The sequence below is a fragment of the Halomonas sp. IOP_6 genome (genome assembly GCF_021151565.1).
GTDB classification, from domain to species: domain Bacteria; phylum Pseudomonadota; class Gammaproteobacteria; order Pseudomonadales; family Halomonadaceae; genus Vreelandella; species Vreelandella alkaliphila.
The window spans coordinates 77,289-102,131 of record NZ_JAIRBO010000006.1 but is presented as its reverse complement, the minus strand read 5'-3'; the positions used below and the strand labels follow the sequence as shown (position 1 = coordinate 102,131).

General features: G+C 53.6%; 23 protein-coding genes and 4 tRNA genes. 12 read left to right on the top strand and 15 right to left on the bottom strand.

Translation table 11 applies throughout. The features are described from left to right. Positions 1-156 precede the first annotated feature (156 nt). From rplL to K7H08_RS12435, 12 genes are all read right to left on the bottom strand, one after another. On the bottom strand, positions 157-528 hold the full coding sequence (gene rplL, locus K7H08_RS12490; protein WP_038480362.1) for a 50S ribosomal protein L7/L12: 372 nt from the start codon (positions 526-528) through the stop codon (positions 157-159). Positions 529-640: 112 nt separating this feature from the next. Beyond that, entirely contained in the window at positions 641-1,144 is a 504-nt protein-coding gene (gene rplJ, locus K7H08_RS12485; RefSeq protein WP_009723910.1) for a 50S ribosomal protein L10, read from the bottom strand. 298 nt (positions 1,145-1,442) lie between these two features. After that, positions 1,443-2,135 (bottom strand): 50S ribosomal protein L1, encoded by a 693-nt coding sequence (gene rplA, locus K7H08_RS12480; RefSeq protein ID WP_095604369.1) that lies wholly within the window; start codon positions 2,133-2,135, stop codon positions 1,443-1,445. Between the two features lie 2 nt (positions 2,136-2,137). Further along, on the bottom strand, positions 2,138-2,569 hold the full coding sequence (gene rplK / locus K7H08_RS12475; RefSeq protein ID WP_009098963.1) for a 50S ribosomal protein L11: 432 nt from the start codon (positions 2,567-2,569) through the stop codon (positions 2,138-2,140). Positions 2,570-2,692: 123 nt separating this feature from the next. Beyond that, positions 2,693-3,226 carry a transcription termination/antitermination protein NusG gene (nusG, locus tag K7H08_RS12470; protein ID WP_009723912.1) on the bottom strand — a complete coding sequence of 178 codons (534 nt, stop codon included), beginning with the start codon at positions 3,224-3,226 and terminating at the stop codon, positions 2,693-2,695. Positions 3,227-3,234: 8 nt separating this feature from the next. Then, complete coding sequence (gene secE / locus K7H08_RS12465) at positions 3,235-3,618, bottom strand: preprotein translocase subunit SecE (RefSeq protein ID WP_030074218.1); 384 nt, start codon at positions 3,616-3,618, stop codon at positions 3,235-3,237. Positions 3,619-3,691: 73 nt separating this feature from the next. Beyond that, positions 3,692-3,767: transfer RNA gene (locus K7H08_RS12460), tRNA-Trp, on the bottom strand. A gap of 141 nt (positions 3,768-3,908) precedes the next feature. Beyond that, a tRNA-Thr gene (locus tag K7H08_RS12455) sits at positions 3,909-3,983 on the bottom strand. Positions 3,984-3,997: 14 nt separating this feature from the next. Further along, positions 3,998-4,071: transfer RNA gene (locus tag K7H08_RS12450), tRNA-Gly, on the bottom strand. A gap of 105 nt (positions 4,072-4,176) precedes the next feature. Then, positions 4,177-4,260: transfer RNA gene (locus tag K7H08_RS12445), tRNA-Tyr, on the bottom strand. 138 nt (positions 4,261-4,398) lie between these two features. Beyond that, entirely contained in the window at positions 4,399-5,238 is an 840-nt protein-coding gene (locus tag K7H08_RS12440; protein WP_038480351.1) for a type III pantothenate kinase, read from the bottom strand. Then, entirely contained in the window at positions 5,235-6,218 is a 984-nt protein-coding gene (locus K7H08_RS12435) for a biotin--[acetyl-CoA-carboxylase] ligase (RefSeq protein WP_038480348.1), read from the bottom strand. Before K7H08_RS12435 ends, K7H08_RS12440 begins: the two co-directional genes overlap by 4 nt. 163 nt (positions 6,219-6,381) lie before the next feature. On the opposite strand from K7H08_RS12435, the gene typA reads away from it, so the two are divergent. The 6 genes from typA (at position 6,382) to K7H08_RS12405 (ending at position 13,933) form a co-directional block, all read left to right on the top strand. Continuing rightward, entirely contained in the window at positions 6,382-8,208 is a 1,827-nt protein-coding gene (gene typA / locus K7H08_RS12430; protein ID WP_038480345.1) for a translational GTPase TypA, read from the top strand. A 308-nt stretch (positions 8,209-8,516) separates the two neighbouring features. Then, complete coding sequence (locus K7H08_RS12425; protein ID WP_231658149.1) at positions 8,517-9,950, top strand: sodium-dependent transporter; 1,434 nt, start codon at positions 8,517-8,519, stop codon at positions 9,948-9,950. 52 nt (positions 9,951-10,002) lie between these two features. Next, the gene (locus K7H08_RS12420; protein ID WP_030074223.1) at positions 10,003-10,773 is read left to right on the top strand and encodes an ABC transporter ATP-binding protein; all 771 of its coding nucleotides are present in this window, start codon (positions 10,003-10,005) and stop codon (positions 10,771-10,773) included. Positions 10,774-10,858: 85 nt separating this feature from the next. Then, the gene (locus tag K7H08_RS12415) at positions 10,859-11,587 is read left to right on the top strand and encodes an ABC transporter ATP-binding protein (protein WP_030074224.1); all 729 of its coding nucleotides are present in this window, start codon (positions 10,859-10,861) and stop codon (positions 11,585-11,587) included. 16 nt (positions 11,588-11,603) lie between these two features. Next, on the top strand, positions 11,604-12,608 hold the full coding sequence (locus tag K7H08_RS12410) for a branched-chain amino acid ABC transporter permease (protein WP_120385940.1): 1,005 nt from the start codon (positions 11,604-11,606) through the stop codon (positions 12,606-12,608). Further along, positions 12,608-13,933, top strand: coding sequence for a branched-chain amino acid ABC transporter permease (locus K7H08_RS12405; RefSeq protein WP_231658148.1), 1,326 nt, complete (start codon positions 12,608-12,610; stop codon positions 13,931-13,933). The genes K7H08_RS12410 and K7H08_RS12405 overlap by 1 nt, the downstream gene beginning before the upstream one ends. A gap of 95 nt (positions 13,934-14,028) precedes the next feature. Here K7H08_RS12405 and K7H08_RS12400 read toward each other — a convergent pair whose 3' ends face one another. Next, a complete protein-coding gene (locus K7H08_RS12400; RefSeq protein ID WP_231658147.1) occupies positions 14,029-15,237 on the bottom strand; it encodes an ABC transporter substrate-binding protein in 1,209 nt (402 codons plus the stop codon). 97 nt (positions 15,238-15,334) lie between these two features. After that, complete coding sequence (locus K7H08_RS12395) at positions 15,335-15,580, bottom strand: hypothetical protein (RefSeq protein WP_231658145.1); 246 nt, start codon at positions 15,578-15,580, stop codon at positions 15,335-15,337. A 66-nt stretch (positions 15,581-15,646) separates the two neighbouring features. Between K7H08_RS12395 and K7H08_RS12390 the strand changes: the two genes are divergently transcribed. Together K7H08_RS12390 and rapA are read left to right on the top strand one after the other, a co-directional pair. Next, on the top strand, positions 15,647-16,450 hold the full coding sequence (locus K7H08_RS12390; protein ID WP_231658143.1) for a prolipoprotein diacylglyceryl transferase family protein: 804 nt from the start codon (positions 15,647-15,649) through the stop codon (positions 16,448-16,450). A gap of 114 nt (positions 16,451-16,564) precedes the next feature. After that, entirely contained in the window at positions 16,565-19,510 is a 2,946-nt protein-coding gene (gene rapA / locus K7H08_RS12385; protein ID WP_231658141.1) for an RNA polymerase-associated protein RapA, read from the top strand. A 10-nt stretch (positions 19,511-19,520) separates the two neighbouring features. On the opposite strand, the gene K7H08_RS12380 is transcribed toward rapA, so the two are convergent. Continuing rightward, positions 19,521-20,423, bottom strand: coding sequence for a TIGR01777 family oxidoreductase (locus K7H08_RS12380; protein WP_038480314.1), 903 nt, complete (start codon positions 20,421-20,423; stop codon positions 19,521-19,523). Between the two features lie 176 nt (positions 20,424-20,599). On the opposite strand from K7H08_RS12380, the gene K7H08_RS12375 reads away from it, so the two are divergent. The 4 genes from K7H08_RS12375 to K7H08_RS12360 all read left to right on the top strand — a co-directional run bounded on the left by K7H08_RS12375 (position 20,600) and on the right by K7H08_RS12360 (position 24,818). Beyond that, positions 20,600-21,664 carry an NAD(P)/FAD-dependent oxidoreductase gene (locus K7H08_RS12375; protein ID WP_231658139.1) on the top strand — a complete coding sequence of 355 codons (1,065 nt, stop codon included), beginning with the start codon at positions 20,600-20,602 and terminating at the stop codon, positions 21,662-21,664. Positions 21,665-21,885: 221 nt separating this feature from the next. After that, on the top strand, positions 21,886-22,806 hold the full coding sequence (locus K7H08_RS12370) for a MerR family transcriptional regulator (RefSeq protein ID WP_231658137.1): 921 nt from the start codon (positions 21,886-21,888) through the stop codon (positions 22,804-22,806). 43 nt (positions 22,807-22,849) lie between these two features. Continuing rightward, positions 22,850-24,262: a deoxyribodipyrimidine photo-lyase gene (gene phrB, locus K7H08_RS12365; RefSeq protein ID WP_231658136.1), complete on the top strand. Its 1,413-nt coding sequence runs from the start codon at positions 22,850-22,852 to the stop codon at positions 24,260-24,262. 124 nt (positions 24,263-24,386) lie between these two features. After that, positions 24,387-24,818, top strand: a complete 432-nt coding sequence (locus tag K7H08_RS12360; RefSeq protein WP_038480304.1) for a nuclear transport factor 2 family protein — start codon at positions 24,387-24,389, stop codon at positions 24,816-24,818. Positions 24,819-24,843: the final 25 nt, after the last annotated feature.

Genomic DNA, 24,843 nt, shown 5'->3' with positions numbered 1-24,843 from the left:
CACAACAACGGTCTTACTGTTTTGCTGCTTCTTACCGCAGCCTTCCTGATGTAATGCTGCCAAGCAACATGATACAACAGAAAAAGGCCGGCAGCGGGATAAGCCCGCCGCCAGCCGTGGAAGCTTACGCAGCGCGTAAAGCCGTCAGCACAAGAATTACTTGAGCTCGACGCTTGCGCCCGCTTCTTCCAGCTTGGTTTTAGCTGCTTCAGCGTCTTCTTTAGACATTGCTTCTTTGATGGTAGCCGGCGCGCCATCAACTGCACCTTTGGCTTCTTTCAGGCCAAGACCAGTGATTTCACGAACTGCTTTGATGACGTTAACTTTCTTGTCGCCAGCAGAGGTCAGTACCAGATCAAATTCAGTCTGTTCTTCAGCAGCTGCTTCGCCGCCTCCAGCCGGACCAGCCATTACAGCTGCTGCAGCAGAAACGCCGAATTTCTCTTCCATTGCTTCGATCAGCTCGACAACTTCCATTACGGACATGTCGGCTACAGCATTGATGATATCGTCTTTGGTCAGTGCCATTGTCTCATTCCTAACTTTGCGGGAGCCTCGGTCTACCGAGTGCTCAGGATTCATTGCATGGTTCAAGCAGCGCCCTGCTTATGCAGCGCAGACTGCTTGCAAAAAGGCCTGCTTATGCAGCTTCTTCTTGCTTCTGGTCGCGCAGAGCGGCCAGAGTACGAACCAGCTTGCCAGCGGAGGCTTCTTTCATTACCGACATCAACTTAGCAATTGCTTCGTCGTAAGTCGGTAGGGTTGCCAGACGATCGATGTCAGCAGCCGGAATCAGCTCACCTTCGTAGGCCAGCGCCTTCACTTCGAAGTTCTGATCTTGCTTCGCAAACTCTTTGAACAAACGAGCGGCAGCGCCCGGGTGCTCAGTAGAGAAAGCCAGCAGAGTAGGACCAACAAAGCTCTCGTTCAGGCACTCCCACTGAGTACCTTCGAGGGCGCGGCGTGCCAGAGTGTTGCGAACAACACGCAGCTGGACGCCATTCTCACGCGCTTGCTTACGCAGATCGGTCATTTTACCGACTGTAACGCCGCGAGAATCGGCAACTACGACGGAGAGTGCGCCCTTGGCCGCTTCACTGACCTCGGCAACAATCGCTTTCTTGCCTTCAAGTGCTAGTGGCACAGTGATCACTCCTTCGTGCCGGAACCCACAACAGGCTCCGGTGGTTACCATCTCTTCCAGACGATAAATAAATAACGCTGGAAGCCTTGGGGGATGGTGCTCACCAGAAAGCGGTTTGGCTAAAAACCTCAACCAACTGGCGGCCACACCATCTGCGCAGGCGCTTTAAGGGCGATTAAGCCGCACCTCTAAAAGATGCGGCACCTGCGGTCTTTGACGATGCCCTGCCTGGCTTGCGCATTAACAGGGGACCGCAAAGTTCTTGCTCGGTTCTTACAAAAATCGTACGACTACCTGCTTATACCAGCGCAGAGTGGTCGATAGTCAAGCCTGGGCCCATGGTAGTAGACAGGGTGACTTTCTTAAAGTAGACACCTTTAGAAGAGCTCGGCTTGAGCCTCTTAAGGTCAGCAACCAGTGCTTCCAGGTTACCCAGAACAGCGGATGCTTCAAAATCAGCTTTACCCAATGTTGTGTGGATAATGCCATTTTTGTCGGTACGGAAACGTACCTGGCCTGCCTTAGCATTTTTAACCGCAGTGGCAACGTCAGGTGTAACGGTACCAACTTTCGGGTTAGGCATCAGGCCGCGCGGACCAAGAATCTGACCCAACTGACCGACAACACGCATAGCATCTGGAGAAGCAATCACGACGTCAAAATCCATCACGCCTTTCTTGACTTGCTCAGCCAAATCTTCCATACCTACGATGTCAGCGCCTGCTTCTTTAGCAGCATCGGCGTTAGCACCCTGGGTAAAGACCGCTACGCGCACGTCTTTGCCAGTACCGTTAGGCATGACAGTAGCGCCACGTACAACTTGGTCAGATTTACGCGGATCAACACCAAGATTGATCGCCACATCCAAGGACTCTTTGAATTTAACGGTGGACAGCTCAGCGAGCAGCGCAACCGCTTCTTCAAGAGAGTAAGCTTTGTTCGGGTCTACTTTCTCGCGAATAACTTTCGCGCGCTTAGTTAGTTTAGCCATGATCAGAGACCCTCCACGTTTAGGCCCATGCTACGAGCGCTGCCAGCGATGGTGCGCACCGCGGCATCGAGATCAGAAGCCGTCATATCGGGCTCTTTGGTCTTAGCGATCTCTTCGAGCTGTTCACGCGTAACGGTACCAACTTTCTTCTTGTTCGGCTCACCAGAACCAGACTTGATGCCCGCTGCTTTTTTCAGCAGTACGGCAGCAGGCGGCGTCTTGGTGACGAACGTGAAGCTACGGTCAGAGTAAACGGTGATCACGACAGGCGTCGGCAGACCAGGCTCAATTTCTTGAGTAGCCGCATTGAACGCCTTACAGAATTCCATGATGTTCACGCCGTGCTGACCCAGCGCAGGGCCGACGGGCGGACTAGGGTTGGCTTTACCTGCAGCAACCTGCAGTTTGATATAAGCCTGTACTTTCTTGGCCATGTTAAATACTCCAGTTGGGTGATAGCGCCTTACGGCTCCCCGGTACACATAAAGCAGCGCTTAGCTGCTTCACATAATGCAAGGATGGCGTGCAATGCACACCACCCCGCCACTTAATTAAACTTACTCTTTCTCTACCTGAGAGAACTCAAGCTCCACAGGCGTTGCCCGCCCGAAGATCAGCACGCTGACCTGCAAACGGCTCTTGTCATAGTTCACTTCTTCAACGACACCGTTAAAGTCAGCAAACGGACCATCAACAACGCGAACCGACTGACCCGGCTCAAACATGGTTTTGGGCCGCGGCTTATCAGTACCGTCTTTCACGCGACGTAAAATAGCATCGGCTTCACGCGAAGTAATAGGTGCAGGCTTCTCTTTCGTGCCACCAATAAACCCCATTACACGCGGAGTTTCATTGACGAGATGCCAAGTTTCGTCGGCCATTTCCATCTCGACCAGCACGTAGCCTGGATAGAATTTGCGCTCACTCTTACGGCGCTTTCCGTCACGCACTTCAACGACTTCTTCCGTCGGCACGAGAATTTCGCCAAAGCGATCTTCCATGCCATACATTTTCACGCGTTCGATAAGCGAACGCATGACATGCTTTTCAAAGCCGGAATAAGCGTGGACGACATACCAACGTTTGGACATGAAAGCTCCTAACCAATGACGCCGGACATCGCCCAGCCAAGAAGAGTATCAATCAACCACAGCATCAAACCCACCACCACCACAGCCGCCAGCACAATGGCTGTAGTCTGAATGGTTTCGGGGCGAGTCGGCCATACAACGCGCTGTATCTCTTTCTTGGCGCTGACGGCAAGCTCTACTAAATCGCGACCTTTAGCGGTGGTCAGCGCGATCAAACCCGCAATCGCACACAACACCACCACACCTAATACGCGGTAGAGCAGGCCAATATCAGCGAAATAGGTATTACCAACAACTGCAACAACAAGCAGCGCCACAACCGCCGCCCACTTGAGCCCGTCATGGCGCGACTGTTGCACCTCTTCGCCATGTTTTACGGAACTAGGCTTCATAAAAACGAGACTCCCAAGGGTGCAGCGAGCGACAAAGGAATTCTAGAAAAAGACATACCAACCTGGGGAAGGCTGGCAGGCCAGGAGGGAATCGAACCCCCAACCTGCGGTTTTGGAGACCGCTGCTCTGCCAATTGAGCTACTGGCCTGTATCGTCATGTGCGCAAACAAATGCCTACGCAACAGCGGGCGCCATAATAGCGGATAACTTTCCGCCTGACAACCCTCAACACTCATCAAACTGACAAGTGAAAACAAAAAAAGCGAGCTTAGCTCGCTTTTATGCAATATGGAGCTCATGGACGGAATTGAACCGTCGACCTCACCCTTACCAAGGGTGTGCTCTACCCCTGAGCTACATGAGCTAAATACATCAAACTGGAGCGGGCGGCGGGAATCGAACCCGCACCATCAGCTTGGAAGGCTGAGGTTCTACCATTGAACTACGCCCGCCGAACTTGCCTATGGAATGACAACCCGTTGCACGAGATACAGTAGCTAAGCCCGCTTACCGGCCTTCCATTCCCAAGCAATGACTCAGTCACTGCTCGATAAAACTGGTGGAGAGGGAAGGATTCGAACCTTCGAAGCTTTCGCGGCAGATTTACAGTCTGCTCCCTTTGGCCACTCGGGAACCTCTCCAGCTGTGGCGGCACATTATGCCAGCCTCCAAAGCCATGTCAAGCTTACAAACTCTTTATTTATCAAAGCTTGTGAACTTACCAACACTTGCGCACTAATATTTGAAGTGGCTTATGCCTTGGAACGCGCTGCATTCTGTCAAAGCAGCATTGAGAATGCAAGACCTGCGCGAATTTTTTCTAACGAAACAGGTTCAGGCACCCCTGGCGCGCCTGACATTTTTCCAGCACGTTCCGCAAAGGTCAGCGGAAAGCTGGCTTCCAACCCCCCGTAGACCATATCCGGCCATACCGCATGGGGCACTTGAACACCACGCGAAACCACCCTGGCATCACCACCCGTCAATAGCACTGGCAGTGCAATCCCCTGTTGATCGCATACTTCACTGTAAATTCTGTTAATCGCACTGACCGCCGCCATATAGATACCGTGATTAACAGCATCTACCGTACGCCTCCCCGGCTCCAATAACGCATCAGCTTCACTTTCTGGATCAATGGCTACGTTGCGGGTGCCTAATTTGAGGCTCTCTTTCATTAATCGTAACCCGGGGACGATAAATCCGCCGAGATGGACACCACCCGGTAATACAAAATCAATGGTGATCGCACTACCACAATCGACTGCACAGCAACCGCCAGCCAATTGATAGCCTGCCAGCGCCCCCATCCAACGATCGACGCCCAGTCGCCCAGGCTCTTCATACCCGTTGACAACACCCAGAGCCTCAGGAGTTGAGCGCGCAACATACACTTGGCGCACCTGGCGACGCAGCAAGGCAACGGTCTCCTCCAGCACGGCAGCTCTAGCGACACTGGAAATGCGCACCGCCTCGACGACATCAAGATTCGGAATATCTGACCCAGGCCGCCACTCTTCCCGTGTCCACACAGCACCTCGTGAACGTATTTCACTACTTTCGGCATCTTTTAAACGCCATTTCGATAGCGTATTGCCGATATCCAAATCCAAAATCATAGGCGCCTGCGTACACTGATCTCACCGCCCGACAGGCGTCGCGAGTGATCATTTTCGGTAACCCAAAGATTACCACTCTCATCTACCTCTCTAGCCACTGCATCGCTTGAGCGTTCACCCTGAATAATACGGATCGGCAACCCTGCATAGGCATGGCGACTATTCCATTCATCTCGCCAAGGGGCAAACCCTTCGTTTTCGAAGCCTGCCAGCATATCCAATAACTCAGACACCATATCCGCGGCTAACTGATTGCGCGAAATACCCGCTTTTGCATCAAACAGCGCTGCCACAGGCTGATCAATAGCGGCACGCAGGCTATCGGGTAGCGATAGATTCATGCCAATGCCAATGACCACTTCACAGGGGCCCGCTGCATCCCCAGTGACTTCAATCAAAATACCGGCCAGCTTGCCAAGCTCACTACCTTTTTCTGCCAGCAGTATATCGTTAGGCCATTTTAATTTTGGTGAAACCCCATACTGCTCCAGCACTTGAGCAACCACCACGCCAACCGCAAGACTCAACCCCTCCAGCGCGTTAACCCCTGATTCAAAACGCCAGCCAAGCGAGAGCATCAAGCTTTGCCCCCAAGGCGTAGACCATACGCGCCCGCGACGGCCACGACCTGCGGTTTGTAGCTCAGCAAAGCATACTTCACCGTGCCCGGCTCCCTGCGCAAAGCGTTCGCGCACATATTCATTGCTCGATGGCAGCTGGTCTTCAATGAATAGCCTGGTTAAGAGATGGCGAGCACTAGCGGGCAAACGCTCTACAATTTTTGCCCCATCAAGCGGCTCTAGCGGATAGGCAAGTCGATACCCTCGACCTTTCACAGCCACCAGTTCAACGCCCAGTGCGTCTAATTTTTTTAGTTGTTTCCATACGGCGGCTCGGGAAACGCCCAGCGCTTCACCTAATTGTTCACCGGAATGAACCTCGCCATCGCTCAACAAACGCATCAGGTTACCGATGGTCATGTGCTTGCCCCAACTGGGAAAACGCCTATCTTAACGGAAGCACCGCTGGAGCGAAAACTGCCATGTTTAGGTTATTGACTTGCACCTTTATTTAAGACAGCACTGGTAGTGGACCGCGCCCAGACCCTATAATGCCGCCCTATTTTTCTAGCAGGATCGCGTCGTGATCGAGAATCTTCGCAACATTGCCATCATCGCCCACGTTGACCACGGTAAAACTACCTTGGTAGACAAGCTGTTAAGCCAGTCTGGAACGCTCGACCGCAAGGCCGAAGGCCAAGAGCGCATCATGGACTCCAATGACCAGGAAAAAGAGCGCGGTATTACCATCCTGGCCAAAAACACTGCTATTCAGTGGCAAGATGGCAATGGTAAGGATTACCACATCAACATCGTGGACACCCCTGGACACGCCGACTTTGGTGGCGAAGTCGAGCGGGTTATGTCCATGGTGGACTCGGTACTGCTTCTGGTAGACGCCGTTGACGGCCCTATGCCGCAGACTCGCTTCGTTACCCAGAAAGCATTTGCCCAGGGCCTGAAGCCGATCGTCGTCGTCAATAAAATTGACCGCCCCGGCGCACGCCCGGACTGGGTTATCGACCAGATCTTTGATCTGTTTGACAACCTAGGGGCTTCTGATGACCAACTCGACTTCCCGATCATCTACTGCTCGGCGCTAAACGGCATTGCCGGCATGGACCCTGAAGAGCTGTCCGACAACATGGACCCCATGTTCCAGGCAATTGTCGATATCGTTGAGCCGCCCGCGGTTGAGATCGATGGCCCATTCCAGATGCAAATCTCCGCACTGGATTACAACAGCTACGTTGGCGTCATCGGCCTTGGCCGCATCAAACGTGGCTCGGTGAAGCCTAACCAGCAAATCTCGGTCATCAGCGTTGATGGCTCTACCCGCAAGGGTAAGATCGGCCAGGTCATGACCCATATGGGTCTTGAGCGCGTTCAGACAACGGAAGCGACAGCAGGCGATATCGTCTGCGTTACTGGCATTGAAGATCTATCAATTTCTGACACGCTGTGTGACCCGAGTGCCATTGAAGCGCTACCGCCGTTGTCTGTTGACGAGCCGACCGTTTCGATGACGTTCCAGGTCAATGACTCACCGTTCGCCGGAAAAGAAGGTAAGTTCGTCACCAGCCGTAATATTAAAGATCGCCTGGAACAAGAGCTTATCCACAACGTGGCGCTACGCGTTGAACAGGGCGAAACCCCTGAGAAGTTCAAAGTTTCTGGCCGTGGTGAGCTTCACTTATCAGTGTTGATTGAAACCATGCGTCGCGAAGGCTTCGAGCTGGCGGTTGGCCGCCCAGAAGTCATCATTAAAGAGATCGACGGCGTTAAGCAAGAGCCCTACGAAGAAGTCATCATCGACTGTGAAGAGCAGCATCAAGGCTCGATCATGGAAGAGCTTGGCTACCGCAAGGGTGAAATGACCAATATGAACCCCGATGGTAAGGGTCGTGTGCGTCTCGACTTTATCATCCCGGCGCGCGGCTTGATTGGTTTCCGTGGTCAATTCTTAACCTTGACCTCTGGCACCGGCATCCTGACCAGCCGCTTTGATCACTACGGTCCGCTAAAGCCTGATGCTTCCATCGAGCGTCGCAATGGCGTACTGGTCTCAATGGTTGGCGGCAAAGCCCTTGCTTATGCACTCTACGCCCTGCAAGAACGCGGCAAGCTGATTATTGATCACGCCACTGAAGTATACGAAGGTATGCTGATTGGTATTAATAATCGTGCCAATGACATGGTCGTTAACCCGACCAAAGGCAAAAAACTCGATAACATGCGCTCAACGGGTAACGATGAAAACATCGTGTTGACGCCGCCGATCAAGTTTACTCTTGAGCAGGCTATCGAATTCTTGGATTCCGATGAACTGGTTGAAGTTACTCCCAGCCATATTCGTCTACGCAAGAAGCACCTGACCGAAAACGAGCGCAAGCGTGCTAGCAAGAAGTAAGCTCTTGCCAGTCAATGCTCGATAGTAAGTATCCCTAAAGCCCGCCATGTGCGGGCTTCTTTTTTTGGCTTCGGTTAACGATCACCCCTCACTCATTTCCTGCCTTCGCATTACCCCACACGCCCCGCCCCCTGCGCCAAGTGGCTTCATAAACGCAGCCTTAACGCTAGCAGGCTGGTAAGCGTAGGCGTTCTATCGCAAAGTAGCGCTATTAACAGTGCGCCCCTAGGCCGCTGGCAATCTACAATTCATACAAGTGTTTGGATAGTTACCCTCATCCTTCCACTACCACACGGACACTCCTCCACATGAGCGGTCATAACGTCTGGACTCACAAAGGCACGTTTTTGCTGGCAGCGGTAGGTTCAGCCGTCGGCTTAGGCAATCTCTGGCGCTTCCCCTATCTCACCGGGGAAAATGGTGGTGGCGCGTTTATTTTAATTTATGCACTGACCATCTTTGCTGTCGGCATCCCCATTTTAATTGCCGAAACAATGCTTGGGCGTACCAGTCGTCAAAGCCCTATTATGGGGATGCGCCATTTAACTAAAACACACAAGACCTCCCGTGCCTGGGAATCCATTGGCTGGCTGGGCGCTGCTTCCGCCTTTTTAATTTTGAGTTTTTATTCTGTCATTGCAGGCTGGGCACTGCATTACACGTGGCTGATGCTAACCGGCTCACTCGTGGGTGCCGATGCAGCAACGATTAGTGCTGGCTTTGATGCGTTGCTGGCGTCTCCGGGCCTGATGACGCTTTATCACTCGCTGTTTATCGCCTTCTCGGCATTAATTGTCGGCATGGGGATTCATAAAGGGATCGAGTCAGGGCTACGCATCATGATGCCAGCGCTGTTTGTTATTCTCATCGTGGTGCTTATCTACGGCGTCATCAATGGCGACGTAAGAGCGGCAGCCAGCTTTCTGTTCACGTTCAATATTGCTGATCTCAGCTTAGAAGGCTGGTTACAGGCGATGGGGCAATCCTTCTTCACCCTGAGCCTTGGGATGGGTGCCATCATGGCCTACGGCGCTTATATGTCCAGCGAAGCCTCTCTAACCCGTACCGCTATTGCCGTGGCATTTGTAGATACTGCAGTTGCCATGGTGGCAGGGTTAGCAATTTTCTCGCTGGTATTTGGTGCGGGGCTCGAAACCGGCCAGGGCCCGGGACTGATGTTTGTCACTCTGCCGCTAGCATTTGCTGACATGCCGTTTGGTGCTCTGGTGGGCGGGGTCTTTTTTATTCTGGTGCTAGGGGCCGCGATTAGCTCGTCTATTTCATTGATAGAGCCGGTCGCTGCCTTCCTGGTTGAGCGTTTTGATATGACGCGCCCTCAGGCAGTCACCATCATGGTCGTCGCGGCTTGGGCGATGGGCTTACTGACAGTGGTGAGCTTCAATATATGGGCCGAAGGTACGATTTTCCACGCTCTATTTGGACGCAGCGCTTTTGAATTCATTGAGCTGTTGACCAATATCTTTATGCCGCTGGGCGGGCTAATGATCGCTCTATTCGCGGGCTGGGCACTGACTCAAAGCGAAGTAATGAAAGAGCTTGGCACCAACATCACTTGGTTTAAAACCTGGCGGTTCCTGGTGCGCTTTGTTGGCCCTGCTGCGGTGTCGTTTGTATTTTTACGCACTATTCCACAGGTGGAAGGCTACGTTGTCCCAACCCTCGGCGCACTGCTCATTGTGGGTGTATTTGCCTTGAGTCAGCGACTGCGTAAGTCTGCTTAATATAATTCTAATAACGCGGGTGGACAAAGGTCGCCTGCGGCGCGAGGACACGATGACTCCCCTTATTGAGGTACAACACGTCAACAAAGCCTTCGGCGGGCTGCACGTTATCAATGACTGCTCAATCCGGGTTGAAAAGGGTTCGATTACCGGCATGATCGGCCCCAATGGGGCAGGTAAGTCGACGCTTTTCAATTTAATTGCGGGCGCACTTACGCCAGATAGTGGCCGCATTCTGTTGGACGGTGAAGACATTACGTCGCTGAGCGCTGATCAACGTTTCCACAAAGGGTTACTGCGTACCTTCCAAATCGCCCATGAGTTCAGCCAAATGAGCGCGCTGGAAAACTTGATGATGGTGCCACCCAACCAAGCAGGGGAGCATCTATTTAACACTTGGTTCAAGCCTGCTCTGGTCCGCAGCCAGGAGGCTGAGGTGCGCCGCCGCGCACTGGAAGTCATTGAGTTTGTTGGTTTGCATCATGTACGCAACGAGCTTGCGGGCAACTTATCGGGTGGTCAGAAAAAATTGCTAGAGCTTGGCCGCACGATGATGACCGATGCCAAAGTTGTGCTGTTAGACGAAATCGCCGCCGGTGTAAACCGCACGCTACTCGGCGACTTGATGGGCAACATCGAACGTTTAAATCGCGAAATGGGCTATACCTTTCTGGTGATTGAGCACGATATGGATATGATTTCGCGGCTCTGCGATCCAGTGATTGTACTGGCACAAGGCAGCGTTATGGTTGAGGGTTCAATTGAAGAAATACAAAACAATCCGGCCGTTATAGAAGCCTATTTCGGTACTGATGCCGCTTGATAGCGCTGAGTTTGTCACCGAAACAATAGCCACAACAACATGGTCGCCATTGTTCACCGCAGTGCGACCCAGCTGAGACGCGTTTATGTCATCCACACCGTCATCCCCACAGCCACTGCTCGAGGCACGCGATGTGCACGGCGGTTATGGCAGTATGAATATCCTTAACGGGGTCAATATGACCCTGTATGCCGATGAAGTCGGTGTCATTGTTGGCCCTAACGGGGCTGGCAAATCCACTATGCTAAAAGCAGTATTTGGGCTGCTGAACGTTAATCAAGGCGAGATTTTGCTTAACGGTCAGCCGATCCATAACCTGCCGCCGAATCAGTTGGTTGAGCGTGGAATGGGGTTTGTCCCCCAGGAGAAAAACGTTTTCCCCAGCCTGACGGTGAAAGAAAACCTGGAAATGGGCGCCTATCTAAAACCTCAAAACGTAAAGCGCATGCTGGAGCAAGTTTACGACTTCTTCCCCCCTCTCGTTGAGAAGCGCCACCAGCCCGCAGGAGAGCTTTCCGGTGGCCAGCGCCAAATGGTCGCCATGGGCCGTGCGCTAATGGCTGAACCTAGTCTGCTGCTGCTGGATGAGCCAACCGCTGGCTTGTCGCCCCTTTACATGAATGAAATTTTTGACCGGGTTAAAAAAATTAACGCTGCCGGCGTGGGCATTTTGATGGTGGAACAGAACGCCAAACAGGCCTTAGCCATCGCCGATAAAGGCTTTGTGCTGGCGGCGGGACAAAACCGCTTTACAGACACGGGGGCTGCGTTACTGGCTGACCCTGACGTCGCCAAAAGCTTTTTGGGCGGCTAGCCCGGGGGAGAAACGCGTGAACGAACTGGTCTTTTTTATCAATAACGTAGTGATTGCAGGTAGCGTCACCGGCTCTATTTATGCCATTGGCGCCATTGGCGTCACGCTAATTTTTAGCATTATGCGCTTTGCCCACTTTGCCCATGCCGACATCATGACGTTTGGTGCCTTCATGGTGCTGCTCCTGACGACCGCCTTCCCAGCGGTGGGCGCCAGTATTGGGGTGCCGACGGCGCTCATCATGCTGCCGCTAGCGATGCTGCTTACTGCAGCGCTGGCAGTAGGCATTGATAAAGCGTTTTATAAGCCGCTACGCGCCCATGGCGTCAAGCCTATCGTGATGGTGATTGGCTCGCTGGGCGTGACACTTATGCTCCAAGGGCTTATCCGGCTATTTTCCGGCACCGGCGGTCAGAGCTTATACGTCGACGACCGCAAAGAAATCTTCCGTCTTGCGCTGCCTTTCGAGGGAGTTAGAGCCCCCATCGTGATTACCGAACCACAGATTTATCTGTTTGTGATTACGCTAGTGGCCGTGGTCGCCCTGCACCTATTCCTCAATCGCTCACGACTTGGTAAAGCCATGCGCGCCATGTCAGACAACCCAGAACTTGCCCAGGCATCTGGCATTAATACCAACACCATCGTGGCCGTCACTTGGGTGATTGCAGGCGCACTGGCGGCGATTGCGGGCACCCTGCTGTCATTAGACGTCACGTTTAAGCCCGACCTAAGCTTCTTCCTGCTACTGCCTATTTTCGCGGCGGCCATTGTCGGAGGCGTAGGCCACCCCTACGGGGCCATTGCAGGAGGATTTGTCGTCGGCTTTGCAGAAACCCTGGCAGTATTTAATTGGAATGTTCTCCTGCGCCCGTTCCGCGACAGTCTACCTACTTGGTTAGAGCTCCCCTCCAACCTCGCCTTTGTAGGCACTGAGTACAAAATTGTGGTGCCGTTCTTTATTTTGGTAGCCATCTTAGTGTGGCGTCCTACCGGCCTGTTTAAAGGCAAGGTGATCTAATGAGCCATTCCACAAAAAACCGTAATCCTGCTTACACGCCCAAAGATGCCACTCCTGAACGGCGCTTTCCGTTGCGCGAACTGGTGCTGTTTGGCGCTCTATTAGCTGCCGTGCTAGCGGTCTACGCGATAATGGGAGCGGCCTACAGCACGCGTATGCTGGTAGAGGCTGCTTGTTACGCCATTCTTGCCCTGGGCCTGACGATTCAATGGGGCTATGCCGGGCAGTTTAATGCTGGCGTCATGGGCTTTGTCGCGCTCGGCGGTTTCTGCGCCATGCTATTTAGCGTTCCGGTGAATGACGCATTCTGGGGTACCGAACTACCGGGAGAACTTGGCCAAGTTCTGCTGTATGGCATTGCGGCAACCCTGATCGTCGTCGGAGTGACGAAGCTTGACCGATTCGGTGTGCCGAAAAGGCTACGCACCGTGCTCGCCATCGTGATCGGGGTCGTGCTCTATTTAATTGTTATCAGTCTGCTTCGCGAAGTGACCAGCCAAATACAGTCTCAGGCGGGCTTTATTGGCGGATTTGGCTTACCTGCCTGGGTAGGCTGGATTGTGGGTGGCGCGTTGGCGGGCGGCGTTGGCTACTTTATTGGCCACGTTTGCCTTGGCCTACGCAGTGACTACCTCGCCATTGCCACACTAGGTATAGCGGAAATCATCAAAGCTTTTTTGAAAAATTCCGACTGGCTGACACGCGGCACTGCCACGGTATCGCCTCTCCCTTGGCCTACCCCCGGCCCAGCTGAACTCGGCTTTACGCTTTCCCGAGCGATTTATCTTTCAGTGACGGCTGTCGTGATCGCAGTGATTTTCTTTTTACTCCATCGGGCTTACCACGCCCCCTGGGGAAGAATGATTCGTGCGATTCGCGATAACGAAGTCTCGTCAGCGGCCATGGGTAAAGATATCAACAAGCGGCGCTTGGAGATTTTCGTATTAGGCTGCATTTTGATGGGCCTTGGCGGCGGCATGTTGGGCACCTTTAACAGCCTGTTTGATCCTCAAGGCTACTTGCCTCTCAATCACACCTTCCTGGTGCTGGTCATGGTTATTTTAGGTGGCCCAGGTAATAACCTTGGCACCATTTTTGGGGCGGTCGCGGTTTATATCATTTGGATTATGTCAGAACCGCTGGCGCTATTTTTAATGCAACTAGCGGTCACACTGGGGGAAAATGCCTTCGGCTGGGAAGCGCCTAGCAATATGGATAGCCGGGCACTGCAAGCGAGGGTTCTGGTAATCGGCATGTTGATTACCCTGGTACTGCGCTTTGCTCCGAAAGGTCTGCTGCCAGAGAAAATTAAAACCCACGGTTAACGTCCTCACCGTGCTACAAACTCACCGTGCTAAAAAAACGCCCCAGGCTCGCTGCCCGGGGCGTTTTGGTTATTTCTCAAGTACCGTCATTTTGACTAGAGTTCAACCAAGCCCTTGCCGGTGAACGAGCCGTCTTCTACCACCATTTCCACAACAACCCCAGGCACGTCGCCGTTTTCATCAAATTCATGAGAGCCAGAGGCGCCTTCGTAGTTGATCTCTGTACCTGCTGCGATCAGCTCAACCGCTTTTTCCCACTCGCCCGGCAGTATCACTTCACCTGGCGCACTGGAAACACTGCGTAGCGCTTCAGAAAGCCCTTCACGCTCGGCACTGCCATTTTGCTCAATAGCCAACGCCACTAGGAAGGCCGCGTCATAAGCCTGGGCGGCAAACACGGCACTAGGATCAATGTCTGCCGCAGTAGCTGCTTCATTAAAGATGTCCGTGCCGGGGAGATCAGGGCTACCAGGCCGTGTGGCGATCATGCCGTCTAACACATCTGCGCCAATCGCTTCTATTAAGCTATCACCCACCATGCCATCGGCACCCACATACTGGGTGAACATGCCGCTTTCGTAGGCTTGGCGCAGCACCGTCTGACCAGAGGTATCGGCATAGGCCAGCACGACCAGCGTGTCTGCGCCACTCGAAGACAGCGAACCAAGCTCAGAGCGGTAGTCGGCACGGTTATCTTCGTGTGCGAGGTTTTCGGCTATTTCGCCACCGCCCGCTTCAAAGGCGCCACTGAAGGCATCCGATAAGCCACGGCCATAGTCGTTGTTAACGTAGGTCACCGCGACAAAGTCGATACCTTTATCAAGCAGTAGCTTAGCAAGCATTTCGCCCTGGAAGGCATCCGATGGCACGGTACGGAAAACCAAGTCGTTATCATCCAACTCAGAAACGGCGGGCGCCGTTGACGCGGGTGAGACCATCAACACACCGCCAGGAATGGCTGCGTTATTAGCAGCAGCAATCGTCGCCCCAGTACATAAAGCGCCGACAATCGCGGTGACTTGCTCAGAGTTCACCATACGATCTGCGGCGTTAGACGCCGCCGATGCATCCGAGCAGGTGGTGTCCCCTGAAGGCATTTCCAATGTTTGCCCACCCAAGATACCGCCCTGCTCATTTATCTGCGCAACGGCAAGCTGAGCACCTGCAAAAATGGGTGGCGTCAGGCTTTCAATTCCCCCGGTAAAGCCGCCCAAGAAGCCAACTTTGACCTCCGCCTGGGCCATGCCCGCTAAAGCGAGTGATGAGGCCGCAACGGCGGTGGCTAATGTGCGCTTATTAATCATATTATTGGTCGCTCCCAGTATATTAAGTGCCCCGACTGTCCAGCGCGGGACTCCTCTTAATCTGGAACCGTAACGCCAAAAACACAAGCAACGCTTTCTAACGCTCCTCTTCTTCATCAGCATTTTGGCGACGTTCAGCCATCTGTTTTTGGTAACGCTTATTTTGGTACAGTCGCACCAGCGCAATCGTAAGCGCCGACGCCACCATGAGAGCCAGCACAACTCCCTGCCAGGGGCGCGCAGCATCGCCCATTACGGTTTCCAACGTAATAATCAGCATTAAACCCAGCGCCTGCGACCCAATGGCCAGCGCCCGCAGTATGTCGAAAGCGGGTTGTGGCATAGACATCTCCGTAATGTTTAACGTGCGTGGTATGGTTCACCAGTGTACCTGCTTAACGGAAAAATCATGAATGCGATTGCCATTGGACCACTGCTGATCTCCACCCCTAGGCTCTACGCCCTAGGTTGCGCGCTACTACTGTTATTGGCTAGCCGCTATCTGTTGGGATTAACGTCTTCTCAGCATGGGCGCTGGTTCAACGGGCTATTGGTGGTATGGCTACTGACGGCCCGGATTGTTTTTGTCGTGCTCAACTGGGAAAGCTACAGCTCAGAACCGCTTGAGGCGCTCAAGATATGGCAGCCCGGTTACAATGCGCTGGGTGGCCTAATCGCGGGGTTAGTTTGGACAGTCTGGGCACTGCGCGAGCGGCTTCTGTCGCTCATTGGCGGCCTTGCCATGTTGGTTGGCACGGCAAGCCTGTGGCTAGTCTTGGTAACGCTTGCCCCCTTGGGCAATGAATTTGCTATTGACGCGTTGCCGGAGGTGACTTTAGACGATGTGGACGGCAACGCAGTGCATCTACCTTCGCTGGCCGAAAGCAGTGATCTCATTATCGTTAATCTATGGGCGACCTGGTGCCCACCCTGCCTGCGGGAGATGCCGCTGCTTGAAGAAGCAGCAAAGCGTGAAGGTGTCAGCGTGGTAGTCGCTAACCAAGGCGAAGACTTACTGCCGATAGTGCGCTATCTAGACGAGCAGGCACTGGATTTTCGCTACGCACTGCGTGACCCAAGCCAAACGCTAATGGCGCAATTTCAAGCGCCAGGCCTGCCCACCACGGTACTTTTTGATCGCCAGGGCAACACGTTGGATGTCCACGTTGGCGAGTTAACCCGAGCCCAGCTGGAACGCTGGTTAAAAGATTGACCACGATAGACCTTAATCCCCCCGCCGCTTTGCGTTAGAATCCCCCGCCCTGTTGCCACCGGAAACCTGCCCCGGTGGCGTACAACCTGTTTCTGTAGACTTCCTCGAGGCATCATGAGCGATTTTTCTCCCGGCCAGCGTTGGATTAGCGACGGCGAGGCTGAGCTTGGACTCGGCACCGTGCTTAACTGCGACGCCCGTAGCGTTACCATTTTGTTCAGTGCCAGCCAGGAAACCCGTACGTACAACACTCGCCAAGCCCCCTTAACTCGCGTCATGTTCGGCGGTGGCGACCGCGTGATTTCTGCTGATGGCTGGCAGATGATCGTAGACGATAGCAAAGAGACCAGCGGCTTAATCACTTATATTGGCGAAGATAGCGACGGTAATCCTCGTGAGCTATCCGAGGCAAAGCTTGCCGATACCATGCAGTTTGATCAGGCGCGCGACCGGCTGCTGACTGGCCAGGTTGATCGCAATGATTGGTTTGATCTGCGCTTTCGCACGCTACACCACTATCAGCGCATCGAGCAGCACAGCGCCCTGGGCTTTGCTGGGCCGCGTATCGATCTGATTCCCCACCAGCTTTATATCGCTGATGAAGTGGCAGGCCGCCATGCGCCACGTGTCTTGCTTGCGGACGAGGTTGGGCTGGGTAAAACGATCGAGGCTGGGTTGGTTCTGCACCGCCTCCTCCTGGCTGGCCGAGTAGAACGCGCATTAATTTTGGTGCCTGACAGCCTTACCCACCAATGGCTAGTAGAGCTTTTACGCCGTTTCTCACTCAAGGTCAGCTTGCTAGATGAGCAGCAAAGTCTCGCCCACGGTAGCGCTAACCCATTTGAAAGCGCCCAAATAGTACTGGCCAGCCAAGGTTGGCTATTCGCCAACACACATCGTCAAGAACAGGCCCTAGCGAGCCACTTTGACCTGCTGATCGTCGATGAAGCCCATCACCTCGACTGGAGCCCTGATGGCAGCGGCCCAGGCTATCAGTGCGTCGAACAGCTTGCTGCTGATATTCCTGGTTTATTGCTGCTGACGGCTACGCCAGAGCAGATGGGGGTGGAGAGCCATTTTGCTCGCCTGCGCTTGCTAGATGCCGAGCGTTACCACGATATCGAACGCTTTAAAGACGAAGAGCATCATTACATTGCTGTCGCTCAAGCCATTGATGCCTTGGATGAGCTACCCAATACCTCCGAGGCACGTGAACGGGTCGATAATGTCGCGGACGACCGCGATAGTCAGGCGCTGCTAGCAACGTTATGCAACCCTGAAGCAAGCACCGAACAGCAGGATGCTGCTCGCGCCCAGTTACGCGATGCTCTACTGGATCGTCACGGTACCGGGCGCGTCATGTTCCGCAACAGCCGCCGTCATGTGGGCGGGTTCCCGGAACGTCGCCTGCACCTAGCTCAGTTGGAACTCCCATCGGCCTATCGTCGCGTGCTACGTCGCTTGGAACGCGATGAGGACTACCTGGATGAGTTGCTGATTGAAACGGGCATGGATCACCCGGACGTATTGATCTATCCAGACACGATGTACCGTGAGCTCAGCAACGACCCACTTAACACCGAATCCTGGTGGCATATCGACCCACGAGTAAACTGGCTGCTGGAAAAACTTAGCGACGATAGCGATAGCGGCTTTGCCAACGACAAAGTGCTGATTATTGCTCACCACAGAGAAACCGCTGAAGGACTTGCCGAAGGGCTGCGCGTCCTAGGCGGCTATCACGCACCGGTGTTCCACGAAGGGCTATCGCTGGTGGAGCGTGACCGGGCCGCAGCGGCATTTGCCGATGAAGAAGACGGCTGCCAAGTGCTGGTGTGCTCTGAAATTGGCTCAGAAGGCCGCAACTTTCAGTTCTGCCGCCACTTGGTGATGTTTGATATGCCACAGCATCCCGACCAGTTGGAGCAGCGTATCGGCCGCCTCGATCGGATAGGGCAGCGCCACGCAATTGAACTCCATGCTCCCACCTTCACTGGTAGCCCAGGCGAGCGCCTGCTGCGCTGGTACCACGAAGGTATGGATGCTTTTAGCGCGCCTCACGGCATTGGCAGCGACCTCTTTGATGCGTTTGGCGATGCTCTGGCCGATGCGTTACTCGATGATGAAATGCTCAATGAAATCATCGATGAAACCCGTGAAATGTTTACCGCCAAACTGGCTGAGCGGGACGCTGGTCGTAACCGACTGCTAGAGCTAAACGCCTGCCGCCCTGCCCGTGCTCAGCAGGTAATTGATGCAGTGCGTGAGCTGGATGAAGACCCAGCGCTGCCGCGTTTTGTAGAGCGCGCCCTGGATATTTTTGGTGTAGACAGCCAAGAGATTGGCAATGGCTTGCTTTATTTGCAGCCTAGCCAGCACATGTTGGATGGGCTCCCCGGGCTAGTGAAAGGTGAAGAGGGCTTTTCGGCCACTTACAGCCGTTCGCTAGCGCTTGCACGAGACGATATTCAGCGACTCTCTTGGGAACACCCGCTGCTGCGCGAAATGATGGAGCGCATTCTAGATGGCACGATGGGGAACACTGCGTTGGCGCTATTACGCCACCCAGCCATTCCCAGCGGCCGTTTAATGGCTGAACTGGTGTTCCGCACCCAGTGCCCTGCACCTAAATCGCTGCACCTCAACCGCTTCCTACCGCCTACGGCAGTGCGCGTCCTGCTTGATGAATCAGGCGCAAACCTAACCAGCAAGATCTCCTTCACTGGTCTTGGCAAGAATCTACAAAAAGTGAACAAATCACTGGCACGAGATTTGATCAAAAGCCGCCATGACCAGCTGCGTACGCTCCTCATTCAGGGGGAAGGTGAAGCCGAACGTGAACTGCCCAGCATCGTGGAAAGCGCTGAAACACGCATGCGAGCTCAGTTAGATGCAGAACTAGCCCGCTTGACCGCCCTGGCAGAGCACAACCCAGCTGTTCGTAGTGAAGAGCTTGAGGCGCTGAAGCAAGAGCGCCAAGCGCTCAGCGACGCGATAGAAAACACTCGCTTACGGCTTGATTCCGTGCGAGTGATAATCACCGTCGACCCCAACGCCTAACGCGGAAAGACTAAAGAATCGCCTCTAACGCCTTATCAAGGGTCGGGTACTGAAAGGTAAATCCAGCCTCGGTAAGGCGTGCAGGGCGCATATCGGCCCCGGTCAGCAACAGCTGCGACATTTCTCCGAAGCCCGCTTTCAGTACAAAAGCGGGCACGGGGAAAATCGCCGGCCGGTGAAGCTGCTTAGCCAACGTTTTCGTGAACTCAGCATTCGTCACTGGGTGCGGCGCACTGCCATTAAACGCGCCTGAAAGCGTTGATTCGTTCATCAGAAACATAATCGCTGCCACAAGATCATCACGATGAATCCAGGGCATAAACTGTGCGCCGCTTCCAAAACGCCCCCCAAGTCCGAGCTTAAAGGGTGGCAGCATCTTCTGCAGCGTACCGCCCCCTGCCTCAAGCACTAAACCAATACGCAGTATCGCTAAGCGAACGCCCATCGCCTCAATCGGTTTTGCCGCTGCTTCCCACTGCGCACAAAGCTGATGAGCAAACTCATCGTTTGGCGGCGTTGTTTCATCCACCACCTTGTCGCCTTGATCGCCGTAATAGCCCATCGCAGAGCCGCTAATCATCACGCTGGGTAACGCTTGCCCGTTGGCTTCGAGCTGCTCACAAAGCGTAATCAGTTGCTGCGTACTGTCGATACGAGAGCGAATTAGTGTCTCTTTTTGGCTATTACTCCAGCGCTTTGCAGCAATCGATTCACCGGCAAGGTTCACCAACACCTCCGGAGGGGTGTCCATAAATGCCTGAGCGCTATCACGAATATCGCAGGCTTTTGGCAACCTACCACGCACCTGATACGGGGCCCGGGAAACCACCTGCACATCATGCCCTTGGGTGAGAAGTTGTTGGCAGAGCCGCTGACCAACAAAGCCGCTACCTCCGGTGATTAATACCCGCATGGTGTCACTCCTATGGTTGGTTAAGATGGCTAGCGTATGCCCGCGTCGACGCTGAACTGCAAAGCTGGGAATAGCCGTCAGCTAAATGATCATTGCATAATATTTTATTGTACGATATCTATACACAAATGCTACATGCTGACCATTGCACATTTCATTAGCCGTTGCGAGTTCCTATGCTTGAATCATTGCCTGAGTCTTTAACACTTTCCGACGCTCACTCAGTGGCAATTATCGGTGCAGGTCTGTCTGGCCTTGCCTGTGGGCAGCAACTTGCCACTCAGGGAGTTAAGGTGGCGTTGTTTGATAAAGCGCGCGGCCCTGGCGGCCGTATGTCCAGCAAGCGACGTCCCTCAGCGACGCTGGACCTAGGTGCTCAAGCGTTCACTGTACGCAATCAACGATTCGCCAATAAAGTAGCCGAGTGGCAAGCCGCTGGTTGTGTCGCCAGTTGGCCCACAGCTCGTTATCAGGCTAGTGCATCCGGCTGGCAAACACACAATGACGATCAGCTACGTTATACCGGCGCGCCCCGTATGAGTGCCGTCACCCGTCATCTAGCCGATACACTTAACGCATTACCTAATGCCTCCATTACGCTTGAAACCCACATTACAACGTTTGATAAGACGGCTGCGGGCTGGCAGCTCCACGATACCCGCGGCTCAATACACGGGCCTTTTGACGTGGTGGTTATCACTGCCCCGCCGCCCCAGGCCAAGGCATTATTAGCAGAGTGGGAACCGACACTGGCGGCTGCCTGTGAGGCAAAGCCCCAGCGTGGATGCTGGGCAGGTTGGGTTATTTTCGAGGAGCCATTACCCCCCATGGCGAAGGTAACATCAGCGTGGCACACCGTTCACACACAGCATCCGGTGCTTCGTCTAGCGTCACGCAATCACACCAAGCCTGGCCGTGAACATCAGCCGGAAAGTATAAGCTTGCTTGCTCAGTTGGATTGGAGCGATGTACATATTGAGAGTGGCAGTGAAAGTGTCGCCCAACAATTGCTCGCAGCATTTGTATCGCTGCTGCCCGATGATGTAGAGCTACCGAATGTCATTGAACTCGGTGCGCACCGCTGGCGCTATGCTCAGCCAGCACAGGCAGGTCATCAGACATACTTATACAGTACAAGTGGCCTAGCACTCTGTGGTGATAGCTTTAAAGGTAGTCGTGTCGAGGATGCCTGGTTATCAGGTGATGAGCTGGGCCAGGCCCTATTAGGCCGGTCGGTCTGAAATTAGAAACTAAACTTAACTTTTCCACACCTACAGGAAAGGTTGTACCCAGAAGCCACAAGTTGTACAAAGGTGGCTATAATAGCGTTTAGCTATCTATACGATTAATAACGACCCGATTATGTGGCCAAACCGCCGGTCAGGCGCTGAAGCATCGCCACGACAATTATTGACAGATCCCTGCACGCTTATTTGCAGGCAACCAAGAGGCAATGGCGCCCATGAGCATCAAGGCGACCCACCCACCCGATACCCCGCTTTATCCGATTAGGGAAGTTTCCCGCTTGACGGGTGTGAACTCGGTCACTCTTCGTGCCTGGGAGCGTCGCTACGGTTTAATTCGTCCACAACGCACCCCCAAGGGCCATCGTCTATACGCGCAAGACGATATCACTCGCATTGAACGCATTTTACAATGGCTAAACCGCGGCGTTCCAGTGAGCCAAGTGATTGACTTACTTGATCAACCTGAGACGGTAGAAACACCATCGCCGAATACTGGCGACTGGGCAAGTCAACGGCATTTGTTGCAGTCCACCATAGAAGCGGTCGACCTTCCCAAGCTGGAAGCGCTGTACCACCAGAGTCTGGCGCTATATCCATTAAGCGTCGCGATTAATGAGCTCTGGCAGCCCGTTATTCTTACGCTGGAAGCCAAATGGGCCAGCCAGCCCGATGACCTTGTGCGCCGCACCCTTGAAGCCTTTCTGCGTAGCCAGGTAGGCATTCGCCTGCACTATGCCAATCAGGCAACGCGCGGCCCGTTAATCCTGCTAAGTGCGATGCCTGATGACCCTGGCCCGCTATGGGTTTTAATGTGTGCGCTAATGGCCAGCGAACAAGGCTACCGCGTACAACTGTTTGACCGTTCATTAGCGCTGGAGGATCTTCCTCAAGCCGTATCCCGATTGCACTCATCGATGATACTGCTTTCCAGCGGCCAGCGAGAAAGCGACGACTACATTGGTCGCGCACTTCCCCAGGCCGCAGAAGCGCTAAATGTTCCTATTGGGGTGTGTGGGGAAGTGGCACGATTAAGAGAAAATGAGCTGCGTGACGGTCCGGTGCAGATGTTAGGCGACGACCTGCCGCAAGCCATTTCACGACTTCGCCCCTTGTTGCGCGAATCGGGAATTCTCTGAGATATCGGATGCTATTTAACGTTACCGATGATAAGGATATCGCATGAATCTGCAGCTCGTTTGGCTGCGTAGCGACTTACGCATTCACGATAACTCCGCGCTTGCCGCTGCAGTTGCCAACGGCCCTGTGGTGGCCGTTTTCTTACGCAGCGTGGCTCAATGGCAAACACATGGCCACGGGGCGACTAAACTCGATTTCTGGGCACGCAGTGTTGCGGCGATCAAAGCGTCGCTTAACGGGCTTAATATTCCACTTTTGCATCGTGATATTGATCACTATAACGAAGCGGCTCAGGTATTGCTCGATATCGCCCACGAGTACCAAATTACTCAACTCCACTTTAACTATGAATATGCGCTGAACGAGCAACACCGCGATCAGTCGGTGCTTGATGCTTTTAAACAAGCAGGGATCGCCGCGCAGGGTCACCATGATGCCGTAGCCTTCGCCCCTGGCAGTTTGTTGACCGGAAAAGGCGATTATTACGGCGTATTTACACCGTTTTCGAAAGCTTGGCACAAGCAGGTGACTGCACAGCAACTTGCCTTACGTGATACACCAGGCGTGCAATCTCCGCTAGAGATCGATAGCGACCCACTGCCCGCACTTCCATCGCTGGATAATGACCCCGTTGATAAACGCCTATGGCCTGCTGGAGAAGAGGCGGCTAGTGACAATCTCGAACGTTTTTTACGCTTTCGTGGACGGCACTATAACCAGCAGCGAGACTTTCCAAGCGTTCGCGGCACCAGCGAACTTTCGCCCTATCTGGCGCTGGGCATGATCTCCTACCGCCAATGCCTTCAAGCCGTGATGAGCGAAAATGGTGGCCACCTGGCCGATGGTGATGCGGGGCTGACCACCTGGGTAAATGAGCTTATTTGGCGTGAATTTTATCAGCACGTAGCGGTAGGCTTTCCCCAAGTTTGCCGTCACCAACCTTTTCAAGAGCACACCAAGCAGCTCCGCTGGCGTGACGATGACAAAGGCTTTCAAGCGTGGTGTGAGGGCCGTACCGGCTATCCGATTGTCGATGCGGCCATGCGCCAGCTAGTGACTACGGGCTGGATGCACAACCGCCTGCGCATGATCACCGCGATGTTTTTAAGTAAGCACTTGCTGATTGACTGGCGGCGCGGTGAGGCATTTTTTATGCGCCATTTAATCGACGGTGAGTTTTGCGCCAATAATGGCGGTTGGCAGTGGGCGGCATCAACAGGAACGGATGCAGCGCCCTATTTTCGTATTTTTAACCCCACTACCCAGTCAACGCGCTTTGATCCAGAGGGTGAATTTATTGCCCATTGGCTGCCCGAGTTAAAACCGCTGCCTAAAAAAGCTCGTCATGCGCCCCCCCAAGACATGCTAAACCCAACGGGTTACCCTGCCCCTATCGTTGACCATAAAGCAGCGCGCCAGCGTGCCCTGGATGCTTTTAAAGCGCTTTCTAAATAACAGCCCCCCTCTTTTGCATCGCCTATGTTAAGGCGATGCAAAGTTAAGGCGATGCAAATCGACCCACTGACGGCTCCTCGCTTCATCGCTTGCTTATTTTTCTTAACCACCACAGGACTGCGTGATGCCTAACGATCAAGCTTTGGCGAACTTCTGCGCCTTTTTTAATAAACTAGACAATACCTGTACAGAAAAACTATACGAGGTATATACTGAGGAAGTTGTCTTCAACGATCCGCTACATCACATTGAAGGACGGTCGGCGCTAGAGCGCTATTTCGCCACCATGTACGAAAATGTTGAACGTTGCCAATTTACTTATCACACGCAACAACAGGTGGTTAATCAAGCATTTGTAACGTGGACAATGGAGTTCGTTCATCCCCGACTAGCCCAGGGAAAACTGATCCGTGTCGCGGGATGCAGTGCCCTAACATTTGCAGAGGATGGTCGGGTTTCAAAGCACTGCGACTATTTCGATGCAGGCGCCATGTTGTATGAACACTTACCAGTCATGGGACGTGTTATACGTTGGTTAAAACGGCGCATTCGCTGATATATGCCGTTTATTTGCATACAGG

Bases quoted from the DNA above. Each gene is read 5' to 3' on its own strand.
- nusG (WP_009723912.1), bottom strand. From the start codon at position 3,226: ATGTCCAAACGTTGGTATGTCGTCCACGCTTATTCCGGCTTTGAAAAG.
- K7H08_RS12400 (WP_231658147.1), bottom strand. From the start codon at position 15,237: ATGATTAATAAGCGCACATTAGCCACCGCCGTTGCGGCCTCATCACTC.
- rapA (WP_231658141.1), top strand. From the start codon at position 16,565: ATGAGCGATTTTTCTCCCGGCCAGCGTTGGATTAGCGACGGCGAGGCT.
- rplK (WP_009098963.1), bottom strand. From the start codon at position 2,569: ATGGCCAAGAAAGTACAGGCTTATATCAAACTGCAGGTTGCTGCAGGT.
- rplA (WP_095604369.1), bottom strand. From the start codon at position 2,135: ATGGCTAAACTAACTAAGCGCGCGAAAGTTATTCGCGAGAAAGTAGAC.
- rplL (WP_038480362.1), bottom strand. From the start codon at position 528: ATGGCACTGACCAAAGACGATATCATCAATGCTGTAGCCGACATGTCC.
- K7H08_RS12375 (WP_231658139.1), top strand. From the start codon at position 20,600: ATGCTTGAATCATTGCCTGAGTCTTTAACACTTTCCGACGCTCACTCA.
- K7H08_RS12395 (WP_231658145.1), bottom strand. From the start codon at position 15,580: ATGCCACAACCCGCTTTCGACATACTGCGGGCGCTGGCCATTGGGTCG.
- K7H08_RS12370 (WP_231658137.1), top strand. From the start codon at position 21,886: ATGAGCATCAAGGCGACCCACCCACCCGATACCCCGCTTTATCCGATT.
- phrB (WP_231658136.1), top strand. From the start codon at position 22,850: ATGAATCTGCAGCTCGTTTGGCTGCGTAGCGACTTACGCATTCACGAT.
- K7H08_RS12440 (WP_038480351.1), bottom strand. From the start codon at position 5,238: ATGATTTTGGATTTGGATATCGGCAATACGCTATCGAAATGGCGTTTA.
- secE (WP_030074218.1), bottom strand. From the start codon at position 3,618: ATGAAGCCTAGTTCCGTAAAACATGGCGAAGAGGTGCAACAGTCGCGC.
- K7H08_RS12420 (WP_030074223.1), top strand. From the start codon at position 10,003: ATGACTCCCCTTATTGAGGTACAACACGTCAACAAAGCCTTCGGCGGG.
- K7H08_RS12415 (WP_030074224.1), top strand. From the start codon at position 10,859: ATGTCATCCACACCGTCATCCCCACAGCCACTGCTCGAGGCACGCGAT.
- K7H08_RS12390 (WP_231658143.1), top strand. From the start codon at position 15,647: ATGAATGCGATTGCCATTGGACCACTGCTGATCTCCACCCCTAGGCTC.
- K7H08_RS12360 (WP_038480304.1), top strand. From the start codon at position 24,387: ATGCCTAACGATCAAGCTTTGGCGAACTTCTGCGCCTTTTTTAATAAA.
- K7H08_RS12435 (WP_038480348.1), bottom strand. From the start codon at position 6,218: ATGACCATCGGTAACCTGATGCGTTTGTTGAGCGATGGCGAGGTTCAT.
- K7H08_RS12425 (WP_231658149.1), top strand. From the start codon at position 8,517: ATGAGCGGTCATAACGTCTGGACTCACAAAGGCACGTTTTTGCTGGCA.
- K7H08_RS12380 (WP_038480314.1), bottom strand. From the start codon at position 20,423: ATGCGGGTATTAATCACCGGAGGTAGCGGCTTTGTTGGTCAGCGGCTC.
- K7H08_RS12405 (WP_231658148.1), top strand. From the start codon at position 12,608: ATGAGCCATTCCACAAAAAACCGTAATCCTGCTTACACGCCCAAAGAT.